Source organism: Pseudobacter sp. (genome assembly GCF_051955275.1).
In the GTDB taxonomy this organism is placed as follows: domain Bacteria; phylum Bacteroidota; class Bacteroidia; order Chitinophagales; family Chitinophagaceae; genus Pseudobacter.
Map to the genome: position 1 here is coordinate 24402 of NZ_JBQCGW010000250.1, position 7613 is coordinate 32014.

Sequence of the window (7613 nt, forward strand, 5' to 3'; positions counted from 1 at the left end):
AACCAATTTACTATTAAATGAGAAAACATTCCTATGCTTTCCTGTTGTTGCTGACTGCTGCAACAGCAAAGGCGCAATCACCCCTTACCCCACTGACGGTGGAAAAGATCATGCGTGATCCCAAATGGATCGGCAGCTCTCCCTCCGCATTACAATGGTCGGCTGATGCAAAAAACCTGCAGTTCAGATGGAATCCCGTAAACGCCGCCAGCGATTCCACCTACCATATCAGCACCAACAATTTCAAACCACAAAAACTCAGCTGGTCAGACAGCAAGGGCCAGCCCGATAACAACAACGTACAGTACAATTCCAAATACACTGCTTACGTATATACGAACCGTGGAGATGTATATCTTACGGATCTCAAAACAGGCATCACCAGGCGCGTGACTGAAACCGTGGACATTGAAAGCGCACCGGCATTCGGTTTCAATGATACCAGGATCGTATTTTCCAGGGCCACCAATCTTTATTCCTGGGATATCGCCACCGGCGCCATCGCACAGCTTACCAATTTCCAGCAGGGTGTTGCTCCCAAAGCCGGAGCTAAAGGCCCGGAAAAGTCAATACAGGAAAAATGGCTCACAGAGGAATCGCTCGCCAATTCCGAGATCCTGCGCCAGCGCAGGGAAAAGAAAGAAGAGACCGATTCCATGCTCAAAACTTATCCCAGATACAAATCATTACGCACACTTTATACGGAAGACAAATCCGCCGGAGGCGTACAGATAAGTGCTGACGGACGTTTCATCGCTTACAGATTATTCAAATCAAACAACTCCGGCAAGAATACCATCATTCCCAACTACGTTACCGAGAGTGGCTTTACAGAAGATATTCCCGGCAGAACCAAGGTAGGCACACCATCCGGCAGCAGCGAGCTCTTCCTGTTCGACAGCCAGGCCGATACTGTTTTCGTGATCAAGACGGATAGCCTTCCCGGCATCAAAGACCTGCCTGATTATCTGAAAGACTATCCCGCAGCTTTCGCCAAAAGAAGCAAGGACCCCGCTATACGCGCCGTGAACTTCACCAATACCAGCTGGAGCCCCAACAGCCGGTATGCAGTGGTTGACCTGAGAGCTCAGGATAATAAAGACAGGTGGCTGATCCTGCTCGATGGCGCTACAGGAAAGATCACACCACTGGACAGGCAACGCGATGAAGCCTGGATCGCAGGCCCCGGCATTTCCGGTTTTGGCGGCAGCAATATCGGCTGGGTTGATGCCAGTACCATCTGGTTCCAGTCGGAGGCAAGCGGTTACTCCCATCTTTATACCATCAATGTAAATACGAAAGAGAAAAAGGCCCTCACCAGCGGCAACTATGAAGTACAGGATACCAGGCTGAGCCGCGATAAGAAGTTTTTCTACATCACCACCAACCAGGTGCACCCGGGCGAGCAGCATTATTATCGGTTACCCGTAACCGGTGGAAAGGCGGAGCAACTCACCAGTCTTCCAGGTTCCAACCAGGTGAGCCTTTCGCCCGATGAGAAATGGCTGGCATATCTCTACTCCTACAGCAATAAACCCTGGGAACTGTATATCCAGGAGAACAAGACCGGTGCAAAGCCGCAACAGGTCACCAACCTGGCGCAATCCCCCGAGTTTGCCTCCTACCAGTGGCGTGATCCGGAAGTGATCACCTTTGAAGCCCGTGATGGCGCCAATGTACATGCCAGGCTCTACCGCCCCGCCACCCCACATGCCTCCAAACCTGCCGTGATCTTTGTGCACGGGGCAGGCTACCTGCAGAATGCCCACAAATGGTGGAGCAGCTACTTCAGGGAATACATGTTCCACAACCTGCTTGCAGATAATGGCTATACCGTGCTGGATATCGATTATCGCGGAAGCGCCGGTTATGGGCGCAACTGGCGCACGGGCATTTACCGCTACATGGGAGGAAAAGACCTCAGCGATCAGGTGGATGGTGCTAAACTGCTGGTGGAAAAATATGGCGTGAATGCTTCCAATATCGGGATCTATGGCGGTTCCTACGGAGGTTTCATCACCCTGATGGCGCTGTTCACGGAACCCGGTGTATTCAATGCAGGGGCTGCCCTCCGCTCGGTTACCGACTGGGCCCATTACAATCATGGCTATACGTCCAATATCCTCAATGAGCCATTCACAGACAGCATCGCCTACCAGCGCAGCTCCCCCATCAATTTCGCGGCAGGCCTGAAAGACAACCTGCTCATGTGCCATGGTATGGTGGACGTGAATGTGCATTACCAGGATATCGTAAGGCTGTCGCAAAAACTGATTGAACTGGGAAAAGACAACTGGGAACTGGCCGTTTACCCCGTGGAAGACCATGGTTTTGTTGAACCCAGCAGCTGGACCGACGAATACAAACGGATCTTCCGCCTCTTTGAGCGCCATCTTAAAAAATAATTTAAGAAAGACTTCCGGCACAATTTTTCAATAAATTGCGCAATCGTTTGTTCTAGGAAAATACCAAAAGGTCAAAACAGGACCCTTCCCGTATTTCATACACGTGGAACGATCCTGTTATGACCTTTTTTATTCACCCTGGTTAACACCATTAACCATAAATTCTGTTACACATGTGCGGCATTGTTGCTTACGTTGGACCTAAGGAAGCTTACTCTGTTATTTTGAAAGGCCTCAAGCGCCTCGAATATCGCGGATACGACAGTTCAGGCGTTGCCCTGCTCAATGAAGAAGGTCTTAAAGTGTATAAAAAGAAAGGTAAAGTAGCTGAACTGGAAGACAGCCTCGTGGGCAAGGATGTGCACGCCCATATCGGCATCGGCCATACCCGTTGGGCCACCCATGGCGAACCCAGCGACCGCAACGCTCACCCCCACAGCTCAGAGAATGGGAAACTGGCCATGATCCACAACGGCATCATCGAGAACTACAGCCAGCTGAAAAATGAGCTCATTAAAAAAGGATACAATTTCATCAGCGATACCGATACCGAAGTACTGCTGAAATTCATAGAAGATATTCAGAAGAACAATACCTGCACCCTGGAGGAAGCAGTCCGTATCGCACTCAGGCGCGTAGTAGGCGCATACGTGATCGTGCTGGTAGACCAGGATAATCCGGATACCCTCATCGCCGCCCGCAAGGGAAGCCCGCTGGTGATCGGTATCGGAAAGGGAGAACATTTCCTGGCTTCCGACGCCTCCCCCATCATCGAGTATACCAAAGAAGTGGTGTATGTGAACGATTATGAGCTGGCCATCATCCGCCCCGATGAACTGATCCTGAAAAACCTCGGTAACGAAAAGATCACTCCCTTCATCACCAAACTGGATATGGAACTGGCCGCTATCGAAAAAGGCGGGTACGACCATTTCATGCTGAAAGAGATCTTTGAACAGCCGGACACCATCTTCGACTGTCTCCGAGGCAGGCTCGACGCCACCAACGGTTCCATCACCATGGCCGGTGTTCAGAACAATATAGACCAGATCAAGAATGCATCCCGCATCATCATCATTGCGTGCGGAACCAGCTGGCATGCGGCTTTGCTGGCAGAGTACATCTTTGAAGAGCTCTGCCGTATTCCCGTTGAAGTGGAATATGCTTCAGAGTTCCGCTACCGCAATCCCATCGTGCGCCCCGGTGACGTGATCATTGCCGTATCGCAGAGTGGTGAAACGGCAGACACCCTGGTGGCCATTGAGAAAGCCAAAGAGCAGGGAGCCCTGATCTTTGGTGTGGTGAACGTGGTTGGCTCCAGCATTGCACGTATCTCTAACGCCGGTGCCTATACGCACGCAGGCCCCGAGATTGGTGTGGCATCCACCAAGGCCTTCACGGCACAGCTGGTGGTGCTCTCCCTCATTGCCCTGAAAGTTGCTCATGCCACAGGCACTATCGATACCAAACGCTTCATTCACCTGCTGAATGAACTGCACGATATCCCAGAGAAAGTTAAAACCACGCTCCAGACCGCCGATGCCGTTAAGAAACTGGCAGAAAAATACAAGGACGCGAAAGACTTCCTCTACCTTGGCCGCGGATACAACTTCCCCATCGCACTGGAAGGAGCCCTCAAGCTCAAAGAGATCTCCTATATCCATGCCGAAGGTTATCCGGCAGCTGAGATGAAACATGGCCCTATCGCACTGGTGGACGAAACATTACCCGTGGTATTTGTAGCCACCAAAGATTCTTACCACGAGAAGATCGTGAGCAATATCCAGGAGATCAAAGCAAGAAAAGGAAAAGTGATTGCCATTGTAACCGAAGGAGACGATACCATCACTGCCATGGCAGATGATGTGATTGCCGTTCCGGAAGCCGATGAAATTGTAGCGCCGATCCTGAGCGTGATTCCGCTGCAGTTACTGGCTTATTATATCGGTATCGCCAAGGACCTGGACGTGGACAAACCACGTAACCTGGCCAAGAGCGTGACCGTGGAATAATTATCGAACACTTACTTTCCTGCATATGAATCAGATCCGGAAAAGCCCCATCAATACGCTGGGATATAATTTCATTCCAGCCAGCTTCCTCCCGAAAGGAAAGGATGAATATTACCTGCGTAACCAGCAATATAAGAATGGCTTGCAATACAGGCATCTCACAGCCCATGAAATTGAGATGCTGGTGCGCAACCGCAACACATCGGACAACTGGAACAATATCATGGTGTCCGACGCCTTCAATCCTGAACTGGTACAGGATTGCAAGTTCTATGGCCTCGTGCGCATCGGTAAACTTGAACCTTATTACCTGGAATTCCATAACCTGCGCAGGCCTGTCGGATTATACAACAGTACCATCATCAGCTGTGATTTCGGCGACAATGTGGTGGTGGACAACGTAAACTATATCTCACATTATATCACCGGTAATGAAGTGATCCTGGTGAACGTGAACGAGATCGATACCACCGATCACTCCAAGTTCGGCAACGGTATCCTCATGGAAGGCGAAGACGAGCCCATCCGCATCTGGATGGAGGTCTGCAATGAGAACGGCGAACGCAAGATCATGCCCTTCGATGGCATGCTGCCCGGCGATGCCTTTCTCTGGACCCGCTTCCGCGATGACAATACACTCCAGCAAAAGCTGAAAGAATTCACGCAGCAGCAATTCGATCTGAGAAGAGGGAAGTATGGCACCATCGGGGACCGCACCGTGATCAAGAACTGCCGCATCCTGAAGGATGTGAAGATCGGTACCGACGCGTATATCAAAGGAGCCAACAAGATCAAGAACGTAACCATCAATTCATCTGCCGATGCCAAAACACAGGTAGGCGAAGGATGTGAACTGGTGAACGGCATCATCGGTTACGGATGCCGCGCCTTCTACGGAGTAAAGGCGGTCCGTTTCATCCTGGCCCCGCACAGCCAGCTGAAATACGGCGCCAGGCTGATCAACTCTTACCTCGGTGAGAACAGCACCATCTCCTGCTGTGAGGTATTGAATTCCCTCATCTTTCCTTCACACGAGCAACACCATAATAACTCATTCCTCTGCGCAGCCTTGCTGCAGGGGCAAAGCAATATGGCGGCTGGCGCTACAGTAGGTTCCAATCACAACAGCAGAAGCCCGGATGGCGAGATCGTTGCCGGACGCGGGTTCTGGCCTGGCCTCTGCGTGAGCCTCAAGCATAATTCAAAATTCGCCACCTTCACTATACTCGCCAAAGGCGATTACCCGGTGGAACTGAATATCGGCATCCCCTTCGCGCTGGTGAGCAACGATCTGTCGAAAGACCGCCTCGTGATCATGCCTGCCTACTGGTTCATGCATAATATGTACGCCCTGGCGCGTAATGCCTGGAAGTATGCAGACCGCGATAAACGCATCAATAAGATCCAGCTGCTGGAATTCGATTACCTGGCGCCGGACTCCATCAATGAACTGGTGGAAGGGATAGCCATTCTGCAACAAGCTACCGGTAAGGCATACCTGAAGCAGAAAGGGACCAGACGGTTCAGCAATGAAGAAGCCATAGCAGAAGGCAAACGCCTGCTGGATGCCAGCGATCCGCTGGTGAACGATCTTGAAATACTGGCAGAAGGATTTGAGAACAGCGGCCGCCCGGTACAGATCATCAAAGTAACGAGAGCCTACCATATCTTTAAACAGCTGATCGGTTTCCATGCAGTGGAGCAACTGATCGCCAACAGTGGCAGACAGTTCAGGCAACTGGATGAAGCTATTGCCGGCATTCCTGCCAAACCACAGCTGAGTGCCTGGATGAATATCGGGGGGCAGTTGATTAAAAAAGATGCCGTCGAAAAAATGGTGGCACAGATCCACCAGGGCAGGATCAAAAGCTGGGACCAGGTGCATGCTTTCTACCAGGACCAGGCCGCTAAATACCCCGCAGAAAAATTCCATCATGCACTGGCAGCCCTGAGCATTGTTCATGGCATCCACCTGAAAAAAGCAAAACCTGAAACCATCCGGCAGTTATTGCAGCAGGCACTGGCTGTAAAAACATGGATGACGGAAGGTATCTACGAATCACGTGCGAAGGATTATAAAAATCCTTTCCGCAAGATGGTATATGAAACCACCGCTGAAATGAATAAAGTGCTGGGGAAACTGGAGGATAATTCTTTTATCAGACAGGAAAAGGCAGCATTGGAGCAGTATAAGAAAACGATCGCATCTTTAATGAAGAAGTTTACGTAAATAGCGTGTGCCCAGTCGCTTGCCTCTGGCGAGTGACTGGGTACACTTTGAGTAATCAGTTCACCATTACACCTTCCGGCTGCCTTCCATTCATCAGCTCACTCACTGAATGCAGCGTCACAGACGCAATCTGATCCAGCGCCTCTTCCGTAAAAAAAGCCTGGTGGCCGGTTACCAGCACATTGGGAAAGCTCATTAATCTTTGTATCATATCATCCGGAATGATCTCCGCTGAAAGATCTTTAAAGAAAAGCTTCTCTTCCTGCTCATATACATCGATGGCAAGATTACCGATCTGTCCGGATTTCAATGCATCGATCACATCTATCGTTCTGATCAGTCCGCCACGGCTGGTATTGATCAACGTTACTCCTTTCTTCATCCTGCCGATGGTTTCAGCGTTGATGAGATGATGATTGTCTGGTGTAAGCGGGCAATGCAGTGAAATGATATCAGCCTGTTCCAGCAACCGGTTCAATTCCATAAATTTCAGGCCAGGATATTGCGACTGATCAGCAAAAGGATCATAGGCAATAAGTGTACAGCCAAAGCCTTTCACGATCCTGCTGAAAGCCTGTCCAATCTTCCCCATACCGATTATTCCCACAGTTTTTCCGTGCAGGTTGAAACCCAGCAAGCCATTCAAAGAGAAATTCTGCTCACGTACACGGTTATACGCTTTATGGATCTTCCGGTCCAGGGTGAGGAGCATGGCTACTGCATGTTCGGCTACTGCTTCAGGGGAATAGGCAGGAACGCGGCATACATGAATGCCTGCCTGCCGTGCAGCTTCGAGGTCTACATTATTGAACCCTGCACAGCGGAGTGCGATTATTTTCACGCCTTTTGCTGCCAGTACTCCAATCACTTCTTTCGTCAGCCTGTCGTTTACAAACACACAAACCGCATCAGTTCCGGGTTCTACGGCATTTACGATATGCGGCCCCAGATGTGTTTCCAGGAATT

At 50.4% G+C, this 7613-nt stretch carries 4 protein-coding genes; 3 read left to right on the forward strand and 1 reads right to left on the reverse strand.

Features of this window, described 5'->3' with window-relative positions; all coding sequences use genetic code 11:
* Positions 1 to 17 precede the first annotated feature (17 nt).
* The 3 genes from ACTHMC_RS21650 (at position 18) to ACTHMC_RS21660 (ending at position 6647) form a co-directional block, all read left to right on the forward strand.
* Entirely contained in the window at positions 18 to 2405 is a 2388-nt protein-coding gene (locus tag ACTHMC_RS21650) for a prolyl oligopeptidase family serine peptidase (protein WP_440416338.1), read from the forward strand.
* Between the two features lie 173 nt (positions 2406 to 2578).
* Positions 2579 to 4417 carry a glutamine--fructose-6-phosphate transaminase (isomerizing) gene (gene glmS / locus ACTHMC_RS21655; RefSeq protein ID WP_440416340.1) on the forward strand — a complete coding sequence of 613 codons (1839 nt, stop codon included), beginning with the start codon at positions 2579 to 2581 and terminating at the stop codon, positions 4415 to 4417.
* Between the two features lie 25 nt (positions 4418 to 4442).
* Positions 4443 to 6647: a DUF4954 family protein gene (locus ACTHMC_RS21660; RefSeq protein WP_440416341.1), complete on the forward strand. Its 2205-nt coding sequence runs from the start codon at positions 4443 to 4445 to the stop codon at positions 6645 to 6647.
* A 55-nt stretch (positions 6648 to 6702) separates the two neighbouring features.
* Here the strand turns inward: ACTHMC_RS21660 and ACTHMC_RS21665 are convergent.
* Positions 6703 to 7613 (reverse strand): 2-hydroxyacid dehydrogenase (locus ACTHMC_RS21665; RefSeq protein ID WP_440416342.1); only part of this gene is annotated, 911 nt, incomplete at its 5' end.